This is a genomic window from Leptospiraceae bacterium (assembly GCA_015075105.1).
Classification (GTDB): Bacteria; Spirochaetota; Leptospiria; order Leptospirales; family Leptospiraceae; genus JABWCC01.
On the sequence record JABTUZ010000002.1, the window covers coordinates 264971 to 284989 of the forward strand.

General features: G+C 33.5%; 17 protein-coding genes. 8 read left to right on the forward strand and 9 right to left on the reverse strand.

The features are described 5' to 3' along the window. Positions 1-2: 2 nt before the first annotated feature. Positions 3-1169 carry an HRDC domain-containing protein gene (locus HS129_11190; GenBank protein ID MBE7412603.1) on the reverse strand — a complete coding sequence of 389 codons (1167 nt, stop codon included), beginning with the start codon at positions 1167-1169 and terminating at the stop codon, positions 3-5. Positions 1170-1211: 42 nt separating this feature from the next. Between HS129_11190 and HS129_11195 the strand changes: the two genes are divergently transcribed. From HS129_11195 to HS129_11210, 4 genes are all read left to right on the forward strand, one after another. Beyond that, complete coding sequence (locus HS129_11195; protein MBE7412604.1) at positions 1212-2687, forward strand: amidophosphoribosyltransferase; 1476 nt, start codon at positions 1212-1214, stop codon at positions 2685-2687. Positions 2688-2740: 53 nt separating this feature from the next. After that, positions 2741-3763, forward strand: coding sequence for an endolytic transglycosylase MltG (gene mltG, locus HS129_11200; protein MBE7412605.1), 1023 nt, complete (start codon positions 2741-2743; stop codon positions 3761-3763). Positions 3764-3819: 56 nt separating this feature from the next. Beyond that, on the forward strand, positions 3820-4047 hold the full coding sequence (locus HS129_11205; protein ID MBE7412606.1) for a DUF1232 domain-containing protein: 228 nt from the start codon (positions 3820-3822) through the stop codon (positions 4045-4047). A gap of 258 nt (positions 4048-4305) precedes the next feature. Beyond that, positions 4306-6414 (forward strand): elongation factor G, encoded by a 2109-nt coding sequence (locus HS129_11210; protein MBE7412607.1) that lies wholly within the window; start codon positions 4306-4308, stop codon positions 6412-6414. A gap of 59 nt (positions 6415-6473) precedes the next feature. Here the strand turns inward: HS129_11210 and HS129_11215 are convergent, their stop codons facing one another. Both HS129_11215 and HS129_11220 read right to left on the reverse strand, forming a co-directional pair. Further along, entirely contained in the window at positions 6474-7016 is a 543-nt protein-coding gene (locus HS129_11215) for an HAD family hydrolase (protein ID MBE7412608.1), read from the reverse strand. 49 nt (positions 7017-7065) lie between these two features. Continuing rightward, on the reverse strand, positions 7066-7683 hold the full coding sequence (locus tag HS129_11220; GenBank protein ID MBE7412609.1) for a TetR/AcrR family transcriptional regulator: 618 nt from the start codon (positions 7681-7683) through the stop codon (positions 7066-7068). A 130-nt stretch (positions 7684-7813) separates the two neighbouring features. On the opposite strand from HS129_11220, the gene HS129_11225 reads away from it, so the two are divergent. Beyond that, positions 7814-8629 (forward strand): hypothetical protein, encoded by an 816-nt coding sequence (locus HS129_11225; protein MBE7412610.1) that lies wholly within the window; start codon positions 7814-7816, stop codon positions 8627-8629. Between the two features lies 1 nt (position 8630). Continuing rightward, positions 8631-9764: a fused response regulator/phosphatase gene (locus HS129_11230; GenBank protein MBE7412611.1), complete on the forward strand. Its 1134-nt coding sequence runs from the start codon at positions 8631-8633 to the stop codon at positions 9762-9764. Here the strand turns inward: HS129_11230 and HS129_11235 are convergent. Genes HS129_11235 through HS129_11255 form a run of 5 tightly spaced genes read right to left on the reverse strand, consistent with a single transcriptional unit; the run spans position 9741 to position 16221 of the window. Next, complete coding sequence (locus HS129_11235) at positions 9741-11315, reverse strand: hypothetical protein (GenBank protein ID MBE7412612.1); 1575 nt, start codon at positions 11313-11315, stop codon at positions 9741-9743. The genes HS129_11230 and HS129_11235 overlap by 24 nt on opposite strands. After that, positions 11316-13196 (reverse strand): hypothetical protein, encoded by a 1881-nt coding sequence (locus HS129_11240; protein MBE7412613.1) that lies wholly within the window; start codon positions 13194-13196, stop codon positions 11316-11318. It abuts the gene before it with no gap. Then, positions 13183-13671 (reverse strand): putative lipoprotein, encoded by a 489-nt coding sequence (locus tag HS129_11245; GenBank protein MBE7412614.1) that lies wholly within the window; start codon positions 13669-13671, stop codon positions 13183-13185. The genes HS129_11240 and HS129_11245 overlap by 14 nt, the downstream gene beginning before the upstream one ends. Positions 13672-13711: 40 nt before the next feature. Continuing rightward, the gene (locus HS129_11250) at positions 13712-14278 is read right to left on the reverse strand and encodes a putative lipoprotein (protein MBE7412615.1); all 567 of its coding nucleotides are present in this window, start codon (positions 14276-14278) and stop codon (positions 13712-13714) included. A gap of 41 nt (positions 14279-14319) precedes the next feature. Further along, positions 14320-16221, reverse strand: a complete 1902-nt coding sequence (locus tag HS129_11255; protein ID MBE7412616.1) for an alpha-galactosidase — start codon at positions 16219-16221, stop codon at positions 14320-14322. Between the two features lie 54 nt (positions 16222-16275). Between HS129_11255 and HS129_11260 the strand changes: the two genes are divergently transcribed. Beyond that, positions 16276-16914, forward strand: a complete 639-nt coding sequence (locus tag HS129_11260) for a ribonuclease D (GenBank protein MBE7412617.1) — start codon at positions 16276-16278, stop codon at positions 16912-16914. Beyond that, positions 16911-18269 (forward strand): DNA repair protein RadA, encoded by a 1359-nt coding sequence (gene radA / locus HS129_11265; GenBank protein MBE7412618.1) that lies wholly within the window; start codon positions 16911-16913, stop codon positions 18267-18269. Before HS129_11260 ends, radA begins: the two co-directional genes overlap by 4 nt. A gap of 45 nt (positions 18270-18314) precedes the next feature. On the opposite strand, the gene pckA is transcribed toward radA, so the two are convergent. Continuing rightward, positions 18315-19904 carry a phosphoenolpyruvate carboxykinase (ATP) gene (gene pckA, locus HS129_11270; GenBank protein ID MBE7412619.1) on the reverse strand — a complete coding sequence of 530 codons (1590 nt, stop codon included), beginning with the start codon at positions 19902-19904 and terminating at the stop codon, positions 18315-18317. Positions 19905-20019 lie beyond the last annotated feature (115 nt).

Below are 20019 nucleotides of genomic sequence, written 5' to 3' on the forward strand. Positions count from 1 at the left end.
TATTACTTTTCTCTTGCAGGAAGAATTGGTAAATCTTTTATGAAATTGTCGTAGTTTTCATTATTGAGTGCAGCAAGAATAGATGGCGCATAACGTATTTTTTTCCATTCAGAAAATAGTCCTGTTGACTCGATTTCTTGGATTGTTTTTGGACTTGTTTTGGCTAAGAGTACTAAATTTTTATTGGACGGGGCAATAGAATGATCCATATTTCGAATATTCATTAGCTTCATTCTCCACATTTTCAACAATTGAAAATTTTTTTCTTCCTCCTCTGATAATTCAGGAATATCTTTGGAGGCATGTATTTTTTCTAAAGGCTCTCCTTTAGGTTCATGCAAAATTTTTAGTATTTCTGTTCCATACTTATTACCTGCAATTCCAATTACAAAATTCTTATCATTTTTATTCTTTACAATTTTTGCAATAGACTCATTATTCAATATCCTAAATGGCGCTCTATTCAATCTCTTGGCTTTCTCTTCTCTAAATTCTAAAATATCTAAAATATTTCTTCTTTCTATTGGTAGATAGTGAACAATTTCTGGAAATTTTTGCCATTGAATCGGGTTAGGTTCTTTTAGTTTTGGTTCTTCTTTTGCAATCTTTTCAAATTCAGAATTTGCTTCTTCTATTAAATTATTTCTTGTCAATGTAGAACATATTTGATTCCAAATAGATTCTAAATACGCTGTATCTAAAACTGCATAAGTCAATTGATTTTCTTGCAAGGGCCTTTTTTCCCAGTTAGACTTTTGCTCGGTTTTAGAAAGTTTAACGTGGTGGTATTTCTCTACTAAATAATTTAATGAATTGTGTTCCATGTTCAGTAGCTTCGAGCTATACAAGGTATCTGCGATATTTTGAAACGAAAAACCAAAATCTTTTTTCAATGCCTTAATATCATCTGAGGCAGAATGAAATATTTTTAAAAAAGACTTGCTTTCAAAAACTTCACCGAGACCGCTCAAATCAAACCCTTGAAGCGGGTCTAAAATATAGTTCTTTCCGTTTGAAGTTATTTGAATCAGGCAAACCTTTGAGAAGTATGCATAGTACCCTGAAGATTCTGTGTCAATCGAAAGAGTCCCCGAGCTACCAAGACCGGCAAGAAAGATTTCTAGGTTCTTTTTAGTGTTTATGAAATTGTAGTTAGAATTGATTTGCATGAAAAGTAGCAGTTGAAAGAATATCCATTATCGGTCGATTACATGAGAAATCAAGACATTTCGTATTTTCCTGTCAATAGTATAAAATCCCTAAAAGAAGACAAACCAAAAGAAGAGTGTGCAGTTTTTGGAATCTTCAACAGTCCAGAAGCTGCAAATTTTACCTACCTTGGACTATACTCCTTGCAACATAGAGGGCAAGAGTCCTCAGGAATTGTAACATCAGACGGCTCCCATCTCTACAGATACGCCGGGATGGGGCTTGTAGCTTCAGTTTTTACAGAGTCAAAAATAAAAGAATTGGAAGGCTATGCTGCAATAGGGCACAATAGATATTCCACTACAGGTGCGAGTTTTTTGCGAAACGCCCAACCTTTAAGAGTAGAATCACATTTAGGAGGGGTTGCATTAGCCCACAACGGAAATCTCATAAATTCATGGGACATTCGTAAAAATTTAGAAAAAGAAGGAAGTATATTTCAGACTACTATTGATTCTGAGGTGATTGTTCACCTGATGGCAAAATCAGGATCGAAAGATCCGTTAGTTGCACTATCCGATGCCCTAAATATTGTGCAAGGAGCTTACTCCCTTCTTGTGCTTACAAATAAATACCTGATTGCTGTGCGAGATCCAAATGGTTTTCGTCCTCTTGTTATGGGAAAAAGAAGTGATGGAGCTATAGTTTTTGCTTCTGAAACTTGTGCTTTTGATATTACGGATACAGAATATATTCGAGACGTTGAACCAGGAGAAATGATTGTAGTTGATCATCTGGGTATAAAATCCTATTTTCCATTTTCAGAAAAAAGTCATAGTTTGTGTATTTTTGAATACATATATTTCGCGAGACCCGATTCTTATATATTCGGAGAATCAGTTTATAAAATCCGTAAATCCCTCGGTGTATTATTGGCAAAAGAAAGCCCGGTCGATGCAGATGTAGTTATCCCTGTTCCAGATAGTGCAGTTGTAGCTGCCCAGGGGTATTCAGAAGAATCAGGAATACCCTATAGATCAGGATTAATTCGCTCTCATTATGTAGGCAGAACCTTTATCGAGCCTGATCAAAAAATTCGAGACTTTGGAGCCAAGGTCAAATACAATGTTGTAAAAGAAGTTGTGAATGGAAAGCGAGTCATTGTAGTAGATGACTCAATCATGCGAGGAACAACCAGCCGAAAAATTATTAAAATGATTCGTCAAGCAGGCGCTAAAGAAATCCACTTCAGAGTTTCTGCTCCACCTACGATTTCACCTTGCTACTATGGAATTGATATACCTACCCATAGCGAGTTAATAGCCGCTACTCACACAATCGAAGAAATTCAAAAATACCTGCGGGTTGACAGTATAGCCTATTTGTCCAATGAAATGTTGGATAAATCGGTTGCAACTCACCCAAGCAAAGGATTCTGTAAGGCTTGCTTTACCGGAAAATATCCTATCGAGTTTCAAGCAATCGAAGAAGGCAACCAAAAAAGCCTTTTTCAGGAATATGCTGTAGAGGAAAATTGATTTTTCGTTTGAAAAATTTTTTCTAAATAGAAAAATAGAAAAAAGACTATCCTATGACAAAAAAATCAAAAACTAATTTTATCAAAATCTTTCTTATTTTAGTTGTGATTCTCCTGTTATCGGGAGGAGTTGGTATTTTTGTTTTTGACGAAATCAAAGGTGGTGCACCGGGACACGGTGAGAATAAACTGGATCTATTTATTGGTCAGGGAGATTCTTCTACAAAAATTATAAAAGAGCTAAGCACCCACGGACTGATTAAATCAACAGTGTATTTCCAACTGCTTTTAAAATTCACAGGAAATACAAATAAAATCAAGCAAGGGCTGTACGAAATCAATGACGGAATGAGTTCTAGAAAAATTTTAGAAGTAATTGTAAAAGGGAAGGTTAAGCTGATTCATTTCACTATCCCTGAAGGATACAATAATAGACAAATTGGTGACCTCTTAACCGAAAAAAAAATTGTTCCTTCGCGTAACGCATTTTTGATCGCCGCTGCAAAAAGAGAAATTTTAGAAAAGTATAAGATTCCTGCTAGTACGACAGAAGGTTACTTATTTCCTGAAACCTACTCTGTGCCTTATAATTTTCCTCCAGAAAAAATTGTAGAAATGCTTTTAAAAAGATTTTTCTTGAATCTTGAGAAAATTGAAAAAGCAAAAAATTTATCTCCTGAAGACCTACACCAAAAAGTCATACTCGCCTCAATTGTAGAAAGAGAGGCAAGACGAAAAGAAGAAAGACCTATGATGGCAGGTGTATTCTTAAAAAGAATTCGAGAAGATATAAATTTAGAAAGCTGTGCTACTGTTCAATATCTTTTTGATAAACCCAAGAAACGCCTATTTGAAAAAGATTTAGAAAGAGAGTCCCCTTACAATACTTATAGAAATAAAGGATACCCTCCCGGCCCGATTTCCAATCCGGGAGTCCCTGCACTTGAGGCAGCGTTCAACCCTAAGGATGAGGGCTATTTATTTTTTCTTCTAAAACCGGACGGCTCGCATTATTTTTCTAAAACTCTGAAAGAGCATCTCGAAGCAAAGAAAAAATATATAGATATTTTATACTAAATAGTAAATTCAATAGCTAATACAATTTTTATATAGCCAATAAAAGGAGAGAAGGAATGGAGAAAGAAATTAATTCAAAACCTCAAATTGAAGGAAACAAAGAAAATAAAAAATCTTCTCGATGGAAAAAAATTGTAGCGATTGTAATTCTCGTAATTGCTATCCTGTATGACGTTTCCCCGATTGACTTTATACCAGATATTGTTCCCGGATTCGGCTGGGCTGATGATATAATCGTAACAATTTTAGCATTTACAAATTTGTTTCGTCAGATGAGAAAATAAGATTCGATACATTAATCCTGTAACAAAACTTCGTGGAATTTAAGATTCTTTGTTAAAGCAAGTTCAAAAGATTTCATCAAAACAGATTTTTGCAAAATTTCCCTCTCCAAAATACTGCGAATAAAGAAGAAAAAACGCTAAATTTGACGAATTTTTTCAAAAAACTCAGTCAATTATAACTTAATCATATATTGACCTCACAGCTAAATCTGAAAAATTGGTCATTTTAGACATTAGATTTACTTTTAGAGGCTATAAATGAGCACAAAAACTATCAGCGAAAAAATGGCAAAAACTCGTAATATCGGGATTTCTGCACATATTGATTCAGGAAAAACCACTTTAACGGAAAGAATTTTATTTTATACTCAGAGAATTCACGCAATTCACGACGTTCGAGGTAAGGATGGAGTGGGAGCAAAAATGGACAACATGGAATTAGAAAGAGAGCGTGGAATCACAATTCAATCTGCCGCTACCTATTGCCAATGGAAAGATTTTACAATCAACATTATTGATACTCCGGGTCACGTTGACTTTACTATCGAGGTAGAAAGATCTCTACGGGTATTAGATGGCGCAATTTTAGTATTGTGTGGTGTTGCAGGAGTTCAGTCTCAATCCATTACTGTAGATCGTCAAATGAGACGATACAGCGTTCCAAGAGTTGCCTTTATAAACAAATTAGATAGAACTGGTGCAAATCCTTATAGAGTAATTGAACAGCTAAGAGAAAAATTGAAACACAATGCAGTCGCAGTACAAATTCCTATCGGTCTGGAATCTGCCTTTGAGGGAATAGTTGACCTTGTAACAATGAAGGCTTATTATTTTGAAGGACCTACCGGAAAAGAAATTGTTGAGAAAGAAATTCCAGAAAATCTAAAAGCAGAAGCACAGAAGAAAAGAGAAGAATTGCTCGATGCAGTTTCTCTTTTCTCGGATGAATTGACAGAGGCACTTTTAGAAGGAGAGCCTACAGAAGATCAAATCAAAGCTGCAATCAGAGAAGGAGTTATTTCACTAAAACTCACTCCAGTGTTTATGGGATCAGCCTATAAAAATAAAGGAATTCAAAAACTATTAGATGGGGTTACTGATTATTTAGCTAATCCTACAGAGGTGACCAATAAAGCACTTGATTTAAATGATAACGAAAAAGAAATTATTTTAGAGTCAAATCCTGATCTACCTCTTGTATGTCTTGGATTTAAATTAGAAGACGGAAGATACGGCCAATTGACTTACGTTCGTGTCTATCAGGGAAAATTAGCCAAGGGTATGACAATCTACAACTCATCCAACAATAAAAAACACAGTGTTGGAAGACTTGTTCGTATGCACTCAGACGAGATGGAAGAGATTACATCTGCCGAAGCCGGAGATATTGTTGCACTATTTGGTATCGACTGTGCATCAGGAGACACTTTTACAGATGGAAAGCTTAAATATTCCATGACCTCTATGTTTGTGCCTGCTCCTGTAATTTCCCTTACAATAGAATGTAAAGATTCTAAGCAACTTCCAAACCTTGCAAAGGCATTGAATAGGTTTACAAAAGAAGACCCTACGTTCCATACTGAAATAGACAAAGAATCCGGACAGACTATCATTAAAGGAATGGGGGAACTACACCTTGAAGTGTATGTCGAAAGGATGAAAAGAGAGTACAATGTAGATCTCGTTACAGGTGCTCCACAAGTTGCTTACAGAGAAACAATTACTCAAAAAGCAACATTCGACTATACTCATAAAAAGCAAACCGGTGGACAAGGACAATTCTCTCGTGTTGCCGGATATTTAGAACCAATCGCTCTTGAAGAAGGAAAGAACTACGAGTTCGTCGATAAAATCGTTGGCGGAACAATTCCAAAAGAATATATCGGCTCTTGCGATAAAGGTTTCAAAAGTTGTCTTGATCGAGGATCACTAATTGGGTTTCCAATTATCGGAGTGCGTGCAGTTATCAATGATGGCTCTTATCACGATGTGGACTCTTCGGACATGGCGTTCCAAATCGGTGCAAGGTATGGATTTCGACAAGGATTCTCAAAGGCTGCTCCTATCATTTTAGAGCCTATCATGAAAGTAGAAGTGGATGGTCCGACTGAATTTCAAGGTGCAATTCTTGGTAGCTTAAATCAAAGAAGAGGAATGATTCTCTCTACAAGTGAAATGGATAATTACTGTAAAATTGAAGCTGAAGTTCCTCTTGGAGATATGTTCGGCTATTCAACCGTTCTTAGATCCTCTACACAAGGAAAGGCAGAGTTCTCAATGGAGTTTGCAAAATACGCGCCTGTTCCGCGTAACGTTGCAGAAGAGTTGATGAAAAAATATAAAGTAGGAAATTTATCGGAAGAGTAATTTTCTATTTCCGCCTGTTCAAAAAAAGCCTGATTGTATCGGGCTTTTTTTATTTCTTTTTAGATTACCTTTTCCGATAGAATAAATTCTACAGCTTCGTATAAATTTTTAAAGATTTGATCAGCATTAGATTGACTCGATTTTTGCAAGTTATATTTATCTTCAAGATAGATTGTTTTTGTACCGGCTGATTTTCCTGCTTGAATATCAGAAATAGAGTCACCTATGAAGTAGGTTTTATTAAGGTCTATGTCATATTTTTTTGAAGCCTCAAAGAGCATCCCCGGTTTAGGTTTTCTGCAAGAGCAATTATCAGAACTCAAATGAGGACAATAAAATATATCTAAGACTTCTCCACCAAAATTTTTTATCTCTTCTACCATTTTTTTGTGAATTTTCAATAGATCATCTTTACCAATAATTTTTTTTCCGATACACTGTTGATTTGTAATTACAATAACTTGAATCTGGTTTTGATGCAAAATCTGCAATGCTTCCCTTACTTTATGCAAAAAAATAAATTCTTCGTATTGGGTAACGTAACCGTCTTGTATTTTCTTATTAATTACTCCATCTCTATCTAAAAATATAAATTTATTCACGATGATTTGAATGATTTTAGTAAAATTCTATTGGTCAACAAAACACTTTTTATTTTTTCTCAATTTTCAATGCCTGACTAAATACAGAAATCCCTTCTTCGATTGGGTTTTCACTATTGTCTTTGCTATTTAAAAGCCCTGTCAATTCCAATATAATAAGTCCATATATCCAACTCCACATAGTGCGAACGATTCCATGAAATTCTTTTCGAGGGAGTGGAATGGATCCATTTTTAAATCCCGATCTCAACGTATCTAAAAATATTCTATAGCTCTTTGGAACTGTAGTGATAATTTTTTTTGAAGTGTTTCCTTTTCTTTTATTTAAAGTAGTAAACATTAACTTGTGTAATTCAATGTTTGCGGTAGCAAAATTTCTATATGTATGTGCAATCTCCCTTAATTGAGTATATACTGTTTGATTATTTAGTTTTGCTAACATTAAATCCTGTGCAAGTTTTTCTTCACCTTCTTGAATGAGTGCCTGAATAATTTCTTCTTGGCTCCGAAAATGATTGTAAGGGCTTGCTACACTGCATTTCAAATTTTTAGCAATACTTCTCATGTTTAATGATTGAATCCCTTCCTTTTGAATTATATCTAAAGAAACATCCAGGATTTCTTTTCGGCTTAAACTATTTCTTGTTCTACGTTTAGCTTTCAGCAATCTGTTTTTCATGGTATAGTACCTAATACAAAAATGATTTGCACTATTTCAAGTATTTTTACAAAAATGATGATTTTATTTATTTCCCAAAATATTGAATCTGTGATAATTGTAGAAATAGAAAAATACAATGGGACTATTTGATACAAGCGACAAATACAAAACCTCAGATAGCGGGTTTGATTTAAGTAATCTCGAATTAATTGATATTTCAAAAGATCTAAATACTTCTTTGGGTCTTGAAAAAGAAATTTTTGGAAAGTTTACAATAGATGAAGTTCGAGATATGCTTGTATATTCCAATATGTTTACAGTGCTCAAAGAAAGAGGGTATCCGGATCCGATATTAGAAATTGAAGTCTTCTCTGAATTAGATAATCGTATTTTTCTAAAAACAAAATCAAACGAAATTTTAGTTCACATTCGATTGAAAGTATCTGATTTTTCTTTAAAAAAGAAAAATGAAAGTTTTCGCATGGTTTACATCGACTGGTTGCTAACTCAAAATATCAGATTTAAAAATATCAGAGATGCAAAAAAACTATTTCGTGGGCAAAAATATCCAGGATTAAATGTTATGACTGAATTAACGGCATTTTTGTTATTGCTCACTAGGAAGTTAGGCGCTAAAGGTGTTTTTAATATCCCGGAGTATTTTCATGATGCAGTGCTATTTCACAAAAATTTCAAATTTCTCGATCCTATTAAAGAAGGCAAATTCAGATCGCTATTATCTATATTTAAAAAAAACAATTTGCGATTTTTAAGTAACTCAATCCACAACAAAAAAATTTTCAATGTTACAGAAAATCAAGTCTATGAATGGCAATTTGGGGAAATGTTGTACACAGACGACGATTATCTCAATAATATCGTATTCGATGAAAATTACTATGACTTGGTAGAAAAAACTAAAAAGAGTATTCAATTTAAGAGACTATTGTAGTTTGAGAAATATGGAAAGTAATTTAGAAATACTAATTATTGATGACGATGAATTTGTGGCTGAATCAGTAAGCGCCATACTGAACGAGTTGGGCTATTATAGTATTTGCTTTAATTCGGCAGAGCGTGGGTTAGCTTATTTTCATGTTGAGAAAAACCCAATTATAATTCTAGATATAAACCTTCCCAAGATGAGTGGATTGGATATTCTCCAAGAAATCAAAAAAATTAATCCTTCCACACAAGTTATAATGATGACCGGCGAAAGAGATATTCAAAATGTAATCACATCTCTTAAGCTCAAGGCTACAGATTTTCTTTTTAAACCTTTTTCTGTTCAGACTGTAAATCTTTCTATTCAAAGAGCATTAGAATACTACAATCTAATCAAAGAAAAAGAATCGTATCAACAATCAATTGAAACCGATCTACAACTTGCTGCCAAAGTTCAAAAAAAAATTCTACAACCCTCTTTATCAGATAAAAAAATCTATACTGATCTTCAAGCTGCAAACTTTGTATCAGGAGACTTTTATCAAATTCTCAAACTAGATAATTCAAAATATTTTCTATTTTTAGGTGATTTAGAGGGACATGGGATTGCCTCCGGACTGGTTTCATTTTTTATTATCAGCATCATAAAAGAAATAATTCGCATCCACTCCAATCCATCCTTTATTCTCTCTAGAGTAAATGACGAACTTTTCAAAGAAGTTATCACTCATTCAATGACTGCAATTTCTTTGTTAATCGAAGAAGATAAAAAGAAAATCAAATACGCAAAAGGTGGGCATCCTTCACCTATATTATTTAGTGGAAAAGACTATAGTCCAAGATTCTTCTACGAGCAACCGGGAGATAGCTTAGGAATCTTGTCGGATGTAAGTTTTAATACTTATGAAGAGCATTACGAATCTGGAGATGTTTTAATGTTGTATAGCGATGGACTCTTTAGCTGCAAAAATTCCGACTTAAAATCTAAGCAAAAAGAACTATTAAAAATAGTATCCGAAACAGAAAAAAATACAGAAACTCTATTTTCTACTTTAAAGAATTGTATTCAAAAATATCAACAATCTTGCCTTGATGAAAATTGTTGTCAGGATGACATTTCACTTATTCTTTATCAACTCTAAATACTCAGAGTGAAAAATTGTTAAACGATTGATATAATCTTTTTGCCACAAAGGACTCATCGTTTTAATATTTGCCTCTAACTCATCCTGAAAACCTTTCAGATCAGAGAACAATTTTTTGTTATTATTTTTTTCTAAATTCTCCTCTATCTTATAAAGAAAATAAAGAGTCTTAAAATAAAATTTTTTGTATTCAGGGTTCATGCTCTTTATTTTTGCCTGATTCTTTAGTAGAAATCGATTGATAGTACTTAAAGAACGATACAGCTCTATTTCTTTTTCTAAAATTGGCTTATTCAGTTCGATTGCATTTATAAAAAGAATAGCAAAACTTAATCCAACCAATGTTACTAAAAAAAACAATTTCTTATAATCAGCGAGTTGAAGAATATACACAGCCCCAAAACTAAATGGTAACCAATAAAAACTCATAATATCCCAATCTGAAGGATAGCCGAGCAATGGATGAAAAATAAAAGCATGAATAAAAAAACCAATTAACGTAACAATTAAAAAAGTAAATTCTTGATAAGCTTTGAAAAACTTCAGATCAGATCGTCTTAAAAAAATAAGTTCCAAAAATATAAAAAATGGAACCAAGGAAGTAAACATTATATTGGATAAAATTTCAGATATATGTTTTGTAGAAAACATTTTTTTTACCGGGTAAAATGGGGGGTGAGCAATATGAGTTTGTGACATATCCACCCTCGTATCAGAAAAAAATATAAAATAAATAAACAACGGCAAAATGATTACAATACCAATTATAGCTGAAATGACCGCATTTTTTATGAAGGTACTTTTTTTAGAGGCTATATACCAAAGATAGATTAGAGGAAAAATGAGATACCCTGCAACTAAATGAAACAATATAGCGATGGAAGCGATAATAGTAGGAAGTATGAGTAACTTAAGACCCTTTTTCTCTTCAGAAATTTTCTGAAGAGAAGTGTTTATGAAAAATAAAATTACTAATGTTGTGAGTGTATAATTTTCAGGATACCCAAAAAATAAAAGCATTCCTCCCGAAGAAAAAATTATTAGACTAAACATAGAATTGAATTTTTTCTTTTTGAAAAATCTCATAACTAGAAAAATAAAAATAATTCCTGCTACAGTGCTTGTGACCCTATACACAATTCTTGGATCAGAGGCTATGTGCGAAAACTGCAAATACAAATAAGAATGAAGCAAAGCCTCAAAAAGTTCATCCAAGGTAAGCTGATAGCCAAAAAGATTACTCTCTAAAATTATATTTTCAACAATAAGTATCCCATCACCCAGATTTAGATTCCTAACAGGATAGGCGATCATCATCAAAATTAATGCTACAACAAATACTAAGATAAGATTTCTATTTTCAAAACTCTCAACATGAAAAATATTTTTACTTTGGGTAAAATAAATATACAAGAAAATTAAATAGAAGCAAATAGATACAATCCAGATAACAATTGAATTAGAAAAAACAAACCACGCAGAAAAATAAGAAGCAACCGGAAATATAAAATATGCAATAGATAAAAATATAAACCTTGGTAAATTCATTCAATCATTTTCCTTCAAAAAATCTTCCGGTAGGTCTGACTTATCTATATACGTGAATGTACCTTTCCGTATATTAATAAAAAAAATCTCCGGAACGCTAAAAAACATTCCTTTGATTCCTTTTACGAAAGTCTCTCCTCTATCAAAGGGAAGCAACACAACTCCGTATAATGTTTCGGCGATACCCGCAAAAAAATTCACTACACCAAAAATAGGTCTTGGCAAAATTTCTTCATCAGTGAAAAATATAAAAAAAGAATCTTCGGGATTTCTTTTATAAAATGATGATGTAAAAATATTAGACTCCCTAAAAAAAACTTTGATAGAGTTCTCTGTTTCTTTCATTTGCTTTACCTTCAATCTTCTATAAGAAAATAGATCTTCCAACTTATGAATTTTATATGTTTTACTTACTTTAAATGAGGAAATAAACGGAACAAACACTAAAGTATCTTTTCCTTGAATGTAGCCGCCTAACCTAAATTTAGATTCTTTTTCTCCATGAATAAAATAAGAATTCAAAGTATCAAAAATTTCTGTTACACAATTTCTTAAAAATAAATCGTAGTTATAAATTTGTTGAATTTTTTTTAAATATTCTTCTTCTTTAAATTTTGCAATTTTATGAAATTCGCTTACCTCTTCATCAGAATAAATAGTAGGAGAAAATATTTGTATTTCTTTTTCTTTATAGGGCAAGAGCTTTTCATAAGTTGTTCGAATTGGCTCAAAACCCACTACACCTTTTATCATTTCATTGTGTCGATTTGCAGAATCCTCCAGCATACTGTAATCAAATTCGTCAAATTCTTCTTTTACAAATATTTTTTCTTTTAAAACTTTATAATAGGAAAAAGTCTCTTTTTGCAACGGATGAATTTCTAACGATGCACGAATTGCCTTTCTTGAAATAAGAGAATGACGGCTGTCAAAGCAATCTAAAAAATACAACCGATTCTCTTGAATAGATTTTTTTATCACTAAATATCTTGCTAACGCAACAAGAAGAGAATAGCCGGAGCCTTTTCTGTCAAAATTTACCAATTCTACTATTTGATTTTCTAAATTCTTAGAATACAAATTCATCTTTTCTATATCTTTATCAGTCAGTTTAAGATCATCCGCATAAAAAAAACTTTGCGGTTTCAATTCTCTTCTTTCATCAATTGCAAGAAATGCCTCCAATAAATGTGAGTTATTAATAAATACCTCAGAAAAAGTTTCTTCAGAAAATGGATACTCATTTTTTTTCGGAGATGCAATTTCATTTTTCAAAGGATGAATAAAGATTTTAATATTTCTGATATTATTTTTTACAAATTTAATTTTTTTTGTAATAAATTGACTACCGTATTTTTTCTCTATTAAGTTAGAAATAAAATTGAGGTCTGAACTTTGTTTTTTAAATTCTGAAAAATATCCTGCACCTCTTAGACGGATCCTGTGGTCTTTTTCTTGAAATGCTTCTATAAGAATTCTATCATTAAAAAAATTTGAATAATTTGTAAGATGTTTATTTTGAATAAGATAGGTTTTATTCAAATTGTCTCGAATTAAGTTATACGTTTCTTGGCTAACTTCAATTTGGTTGGATCGAATTGTTCTGTTATCAATAACATTATAAATAAATCGAAATTCACTCCACTTCTCGCGAACAATTCTGAAAATTTTATCGGGGTAGTGTTGGAAATGATAAACTAAATTTCCAACCTTAATCGCCGTATGCCCACCACTGGACTGACCAGTATTGGAATCAATGTAGAGATATTCAATTTTAAAAGGTTCTTTTGCAGAAATACTAACCTGCAAAATAAAAAAGGCTATTAAAAAATAGCCTTTCATTTTTAAAATTGTTTTAATAATATAATCAGATAGAATCAAATCCTTCCTGAATCAATTTAGAGGCTTGTGGAATTTTTGAAGAAATATCCTTTTTAATAGATTCTAAATTTGCGGTAGATAGATTGGCTTTCTTTAAACCTTTTCCGATTCCGATAAAAGTAGCTGTAGAATTTTCCCAATTTGTAATGTTGTGTTTCAAAGCAACCTCAGATATGTCTTCAATGAATGATCTCTGGTTTACTTTTGCTAGAAAATGTATTTGAGTGAGATCGCTAATGTCTTTTATGTAGAGTTCACTTTTTTTCTCATCACCGCCAGAAGAAGAGCCAGAGCTGGAGCCAAAACTAGATTTGATGGATCCGGAAACACTTACTACAGAATCCGAAGATTTACTTGCAGAATCAGATGAACGACTCACTGAATTCGAAGCAGAGTTTACAGAATCTGAAAGCGATGTGCAATTAGAAACGAGCGATACTGTAAAACAAAGTGCTATTAGAAATAAATTTTTCATAAATTATCCTTTTGAAAGTAATATAGTTGATTTAACCAGTTCAAGAATCTAAGTCAACATTTTTTGTATTTTGAGAATGAATTCCATAACCCTTTTCTAAAAGAAAGTTTATTTCCTTATTTTCATTAGAAATAGTATTTTTAATAGATTGAAACTCACTGTGCAAAATATTTGCTTTCCTTAACCCTTCTCCTATAGCTGTATATGTTGATTTCTCTGTTCTCCAATTTGTAATTCCATTTTTTTCTGCGATATAGGAAATATCTCGAATAAAACCATCATCCAGTGTGATTCTGTTAGAATAGATTTGAGTGATTTCACTTACATCCATTTTATAAGTCGATTTTTTATTGCTGCCATCATCTTTTGAAGACATCAATGAATAGACAATAGACATCGAAAATCCTCTGGATGAATTAGACAACACATCTGAAGACTTTCCCATCTGCTCGGAAGAGGACCTGGAAGAATTGCTTGTAGAGTCAGAAGATCGTCCCATGGAGTCAGAAGATCTCCCCATGGAATCTGAAGAGCGACCAAATGCTCTTGAAATAGAACAATTATCTAAAAAAAATAAAATAAAACTTATAAAAATAATATATTTCATTTCAAACCCCCATTTTAAAATAAAATTTCTAATAAAAAAAGTCAAGTTTTTTCTATTACTACCGACCCGTAAGGATACAACTTTACTTTGATAGTTTTTTTAACGCTATCATAAGAAAAATCTTCTATAGGTTTATTTGACCAATAGTTTTTTATTTTTCCTTTTTTTAAAGAAAATGGTAATTTAACTTCAACCCATTCTGCCTCGTCTGTTGGATTCCATACTCCAAAAAAACCGGCTGGATTGTACAGACCTCGTGGAAAAGAATGCTCAAACAAACCTAGTGGGACTGGAACTTTAGATTGGCACTTCTTGTTCAAACTCAATGCTTTTCTTAAAATATCCAAACGGTCTTCAGAAATCGTCATCAAATTATCGCTTATGAGTAGCATTCCACCGGAAAGGGACATTACAGTTGCCATGAGTATCGTCTGGTCTATAGTCATTTTATTTTTATCAGATCGAACTAATAGACAGTCCGGGTCATTTAACCAAAAATTTCTGTGCATGGAAGACCTTGTAATTACATTGACTAACGCTTTTTCTGTAGAAAGTGCATCTCTGTCTCTCAATAGTCTTCGAGTTAATTCTGGCTTCCAAAATGGAGCAACATCACACCCGATCCTCATTCCATCAAAAATTCCAATTGAAGGAACAATCGGTGCACCACATCCAAGCAGGAACACATCTTTCCCTACAATTTTTCTGATGAGCTTGATTGCTTTTCTATATCTCTCCAAAGGAGTTAAATTTTTGGTATAGCATACTCCTGGAAGAGAGCCTGAATATAGAAAATCTAATTTTAGATAAGGAAAACCGTATTCTTTTACAAAAGTTTTAAATACAGTTTCTAAAAAATTTTCTGATGCTGGGTGAGTCGTATCTATGCAATATGTGTAATCAAAACCCCAAGCAGGCTGCCAAAGAGCCGGAACCGGTTTACCGTTTTTGTCTTTTAGAATTGCCTCCGGGTATTTTTGAAAAAACTCACTTTTTTTTCTGACCAAAAATGGTGCAAGCCAAATCCCCGGAATTAAATTCTCTCTCCGAATTTTCTGCGAAAGGTACGTTAGGCCATTTGGAAACTTTTCGTTTTGCACAAGCCAGTCTCCTATTTCCCTCTGATACCCGTCATCAATCTGAAAAAATTCTATGTCTAAATTCTTTCTTCTGATTTGTTTTAAATTTTCTAAAATAATTTCTTCTGTGATTGCAGTATAATAATAATACCACGAACACCAACCTGTAGGCACTTCTTTAGGAAATTTTCGAGCTACCTCCAATTTACCGATTTTTTCAAAATACTTTTGAATTGAATTTTCAGGAAATCCACCTGAAATATTTTCATATTCTATGGGTGTGAGACTAATTTTTATATTCCTTGCAAGCTCAGGAAAAAAGTAAAAATCCCAGATAGCGGAAAGATGGATCGCTTTCCCATCTTGATCTAATTTAACCTGAAATTTTACGTTTTGTGTCCCAATTTCACCAACCCCTACAAAAAATCCCTTCCCTTCTTTTTCTGAATGAGCAACTAAAAAACCTTCACTTTGAAAATCACCTGTTTTATTTGAATGATGGGTGTAAACATTCTCTTGAGGATATTTTAAGAAACTCACCAATGGAGGAGAATCTTTTTCAATAGAAGCGTGCGAAGAGGAAAAACTCCAAGATTGATAACCGTGTTGGAAAATTTTAAGAGAAGAAAATTTCTCAAAATCTAAGTCCATTCTAAAATCTATAAATTTTAAACCAACCGGGGGACGTTTAGAATCAATCCAACTTAATTTTCCAAAAACTTTATAGCTTTCGGACTTTCCGGAATAAGAAAGAATAAATTCAAATAATTTGCAGTCACTAATGTAAATATTTTTTGATTTTAGATTAAAATTAGAATGAATTATTTTCCCGTAAACTTCATAAGAAAGAATCGCTTTTTTCATAATAATACAATATTTAGTTTCCCGTTTTTTTCGTCAGGAAATAAATGGAAACTTATGGGTCAAAAATATTCAACCATAAAACCAAAAGTGTTTCAGGGAGATCTGGACAACGATAGCTTCGAATTTTACTCGAAGGAAGAAAAGTTAGCTATTGATTGCGAAATGATGGGATTAAATCCAAATAGAGACAGGCTGTGCCTTGTTCAGATTACTGACTCTAAAAATAGATCGAGTCTAATTCAAATTTTTCCCGATCAAAAAGAGGCGCCTCATTTAAAAAATTTATTTGAAAACTCCGAGATTATAAAAATTTTTCATTACGCCAGAATGGATACACTATTTCTGAAAGCTCGACTTGGAATATTTGTGAAGGGGATATTCTGCACAAAAATTGCGAGTAAAATGGCGAGAACTTATACCGATAAACACGGGCTTAGAGAGCTTATCCGTGAATTTTTTGATGTGAATATTGACAAAAAAAATCAATCCAGCGATTGGGGGAAAAAAGTACTTTCTCAAGATCAGTTGAATTATGCCACAGAAGATGTAAAATATCTAATTTCATTAGAAGCGAAGCTAACAGAAATTTTAATTCGAGAGAATAGGTATGAGCTTGCACAAGAATGCTTTTCTTTTTTACCTGCCTTGACTGAATTGGATCGATTGGAAATGAAGGATGTTTTTGAGCATTGAAAAAACCTTCCAAGGTGTTTATTTGTCAATCTTGTGGAGAAGTTTTTCCAAGATGGGCAGGAAAATGTGAATCCTGCGGAAAATGGAACACAATAGAAGAAGAAGTCCCTTATTCAAAATTTGACAAATCAAAATCTTCTGCTCAAGATGGACGTTATGCGAAACCTATTTCTTTATCTGAAGTAAGTGAGTCGAAAACTCATAGAACCCCTACTGGAATGAATGAATTGGATATAGTTCTTGGGGGTGGAATCGTTTCCGGCAGTTTAGTTTTGATCGGAGGAGAACCCGGAGTTGGCAAGTCCACACTTATCTTAGAAATTTGTAGAAAACTATCGCAATATAAAACAGTGATCTATGTTTCGGGAGAAGAATCGTCCTCTCAAATCTTCATTCGTGCAAAAAGAATGAAAATTGAGTCTAAGTCGATTCTATTATCATCGGAATGTATTGCAGAAAGAATTGTAGCCATGATAGAAAAAGAACTTCCTGATGCAGTTTTCATCGACTCGATCCAGACTGTTTCTAAAGAATCAATCCCCGGTCAACCCGGAACAATCTCTCAATTAAGAGAATGTACTCAGCTAATGTTAGAGACTGCAAAAAGAACAGGTGTTCCGATTTTTCTTATTGGTCACATCACAAAAGACGGCAATATTGCCGGACCGAAAATTTTAGAGCATCTCGTAGATACAGTTTTGTATTTTGAAGCAGACAAACTAAATTACTACAGAATGCTTCGAGGTATAAAAAATAGATTTGGTGCGGTAGGCGACATTGCTGTTTTTGAAATGGTAACAGATGGACTTATAGAAGTAAAAGAAAAAAGAGATTTGTTTTTATCTGCTGACGAAGAGCGTATCGGCTCTGTAGTCTCCGCCGTCATGGAAGGAAGTCGTGCTTTATCGGTTGAAGTTCAAGCACTTGTGTCAAGATCCACTTTTTCTCAAGCAAGAAGAATGGCAGAAGGTTTAGACAACAGAAGACTCGTACTCATAGCTGCAGTTCTTGAAAAGTTTATGGGTGTAAAAACAAACGAATGCGATATATTTGCAAACCTTGCGGGGGGACTAACTATTGATGAGCCTGCACTCGATCTTGCTCTTTCTATTGCCATCGTATCGAGTTACTTAGAAAAACCTCTTCCAAGAAAAACTGGGGTTATCGGGGAAGTAGGTCTATCCGGTGAAGTTAGAAGTGTTGGACAGTTGAATCTTCGATTGAAAGAACTGGCAGGAATAGGAATGGAAAGAGTTATCCTGCCCGAAAGAAATCTAAAAGAAATTTCTGAAAAAGAATTCTCTATGAATATTCAAGGAATTTCTCGAATTCAAGAAATAGAAAAATTTTTTTAAAAGGATACCTTCAACAGTACCCTTTTAATAGAGAGTTTTCTAAATTCAAATCTTAGGTCCGTAAGCCGTAAAATCAAAATCTTTAGAACCAGAAACATATTTCTTGAAATTCTCAATAAACATTCCGGCGAGTTTCTTTGCAGTTTCATCGTAAGCATTTTTATCTGCCCACGCCTCTCTTGGATTTAAGAGTGCCGAATCAACACCTTCTATTGACTTTGGAAATTCTACCTGAAAAATCGGATGCTTCTCAAAATCACCGGTTAATTTTCCATTTAAAATTGCAGTGATGATTGCCCTCGTAGCAGGAAGATTCATTCTTTTTCCTACTCCATAGGATCCTCCAACCAAACCGGTATTTAATAAGTAGGCTTTAACGTTATGCTTTTTCATTTTCTCACCAAGCAATTTTGCATAGTGAGTAGGATGAAGAGTCATAAACGCCTGTCCAAAACAAGCAGAAAAAGTAGCCTGTGGCTCCTTCACTCCTCTTTCAGTTCCAGCAACTTTTGCTGTGTAACCGGATAGGAAGTGGTACATTGCCTGTTCGATGGATAGCTTGGAAACAGGAGGTAAGACTCCAAAAGCGTCATAAGTCAAGAATATTATATTAGACGGATGACCAGCCTTAGACGGGGTTTGAATATTATCAATGTGGAATATCGGATAAGACACTCTAGTATTTTCAGTTTTGGCAGCAGAAGAGTAATCTACCTTTTTCGTCTTTTCATCATACACGACATTTTCCAAAAGAGCGTCTCTTTTAATCGCAGCATAAATATCAGGCTCTGTTTTTGGGTCTAGATTAATTGTTTTTGCGTAACAACCCCCCTCTAAATTAAAAATACAATTATCGTCCCAACCATGCTCATCGTCACCGATTAGTTTTCTATTTGGATCAGTGGATAAGGTAGTTTTTCCTGTTCCTGACAATCCAAAAAATAGTGCTGTGTCACCTTTTTCTCCTACATTTGCAGAGCAGTGCATGGTAAGAATTCCTTTCAAAGGAAGGAAATAATTCATTACAGAGAAAATTCCTTTTTTCATTTCTCCACCATAGTGAGTTCCACCTATGATAGCGATTTCTTTTTTTAAGTGAAAGATTACGAATACTTCTGAATTCAACCCGTGCTTTTTGAAGTCTTCATTTTTTACTTCACACGCATTGATAATTGTAAATTCAGGTTTGAAATTTTTTAATTCATCTTGTGTCGGGCGTATAAACATATTTGTGCAAAAGTGGTGTTGCCATGCTTTTTCTGTTACAACACGAATAGGCATAGTAGAACTTGGTTCGGCTCCACAAAATCCATCAAATACATAAATATCTTTTCCTTTAAAATGCTTTGTGGCTTTTGCATAAAGCTCATCAAAAACAGCTTCTGAAACTTTTGTATTTACCGGACCCCACCATACATTGTTGTTGGATGAAGATTCATCTACAAAATACTTATCTTTGGGTGATCGACCGGTAAAAATTCCAGTATCTACCATCATAGTACCGTTGTCCGAAACGACCCCTTCTTTATTCTTTACTTCGTGATCAAATATTTCGTTATAGGAAAGATTGTGAAATATATCTTTTGGCTCAAGTCCTAACTCTTTTAACCCATTCAATTGTTGTGTTTTACTCATAATTTCCTCTTTAGTTTAATCCTCGATAAACGATGAATTAAAAAGGATTCTTACAAAAAAAATTGAATCCTTGAATTTATTTCATTGATTTTCAAGATTTTCCCTGATATAACCA

Bases quoted from the DNA above. Each gene is read 5' to 3' on its own strand.
- HS129_11190 (MBE7412603.1), bottom strand. From the start codon at position 1,169: ATGCAAATCAATTCTAACTACAATTTCATAAACACTAAAAAGAACCTA.
- HS129_11195 (MBE7412604.1), top strand. From the start codon at position 1,212: ATGAGAAATCAAGACATTTCGTATTTTCCTGTCAATAGTATAAAATCC.
- mltG (MBE7412605.1), top strand. From the start codon at position 2,741: ATGACAAAAAAATCAAAAACTAATTTTATCAAAATCTTTCTTATTTTA.
- HS129_11205 (MBE7412606.1), top strand. From the start codon at position 3,820: ATGGAGAAAGAAATTAATTCAAAACCTCAAATTGAAGGAAACAAAGAA.
- HS129_11210 (MBE7412607.1), top strand. From the start codon at position 4,306: ATGAGCACAAAAACTATCAGCGAAAAAATGGCAAAAACTCGTAATATC.
- HS129_11225 (MBE7412610.1), top strand. From the start codon at position 7,814: ATGGGACTATTTGATACAAGCGACAAATACAAAACCTCAGATAGCGGG.
- HS129_11235 (MBE7412612.1), bottom strand. From the start codon at position 11,315: ATGAATTTACCAAGGTTTATATTTTTATCTATTGCATATTTTATATTT.
- HS129_11245 (MBE7412614.1), bottom strand. From the start codon at position 13,671: ATGAAAAATTTATTTCTAATAGCACTTTGTTTTACAGTATCGCTCGTT.
- HS129_11250 (MBE7412615.1), bottom strand. From the start codon at position 14,278: ATGAAATATATTATTTTTATAAGTTTTATTTTATTTTTTTTAGATAAT.
- HS129_11255 (MBE7412616.1), bottom strand. From the start codon at position 16,221: ATGAAAAAAGCGATTCTTTCTTATGAAGTTTACGGGAAAATAATTCAT.
- HS129_11260 (MBE7412617.1), top strand. From the start codon at position 16,276: ATGGGTCAAAAATATTCAACCATAAAACCAAAAGTGTTTCAGGGAGAT.
- pckA (MBE7412619.1), bottom strand. From the start codon at position 19,904: ATGAGTAAAACACAACAATTGAATGGGTTAAAAGAGTTAGGACTTGAG.